The organism is Massilia sp. CT11-108, from assembly GCF_047302915.1.
GTDB classification, from domain to species: Bacteria; Pseudomonadota; Gammaproteobacteria; order Burkholderiales; family Burkholderiaceae_D; genus Telluria; species Telluria orientalis.
Map to the genome: position 1 here is coordinate 1 of NZ_JBKYMO010001196.1, position 544 is coordinate 544.

Sequence of the window (544 nt, forward strand, 5' to 3'; positions counted from 1 at the left end):
TCTTTTTTCGTGGGCAGGGTCTGTTGTGTATAAGTGAGAGATCTCGGGCTGCGCCGACAGCGCGACGATGGCGCCGGCCAGCGCGAGATACGACGTCGCCACCTGCGGATCCGGCATCGAGCCCGAGCTGTCGACGTACAGGTCCAGGTCGACGGGCATGGGCGTTTCCTCGGTGCCGGCGTCCGTCTCGACGCCGCGCTGCACCGTCGTCACGCCGGGGATCGGCCGGGGACTCAGCATCAGGCTTTGCAGCCAGTCGATGCGGTCGAGCGGCTCGCCGATGTCCCACGGTTCGACGGCGGCGATGCGCGGCTCGCCCGCTTTCGGCGCGCGCCGGCGCGGGAACGGGATCAGGTAAGGCTGCGCGCGTTCGCGGTAGTAGCGCATCGCGATCTCGTGGTCGGTGAGCGCGATGCCGGCCCCCTTCAGGATCGCACCGTATTCGAACGGCTCGCGGGCCTGGCCCGGCCCCGCGGGGGATTATAACAAAAACGGGACCAAAAAAACGCGCGAAAAAGCAAAATGGCGCGTAGGGGATTAAAAA

The 544-nt window shown here is 66.2% G+C and carries 1 pseudogene; it reads right to left on the reverse strand.

From position 1 onward, the window contains the following. Positions 1 to 387: pseudogene (locus ACEN88_RS33935) on the reverse strand (hypothetical protein); the annotation flags it as partial. Positions 388 to 544: the final 157 nt, after the last annotated feature.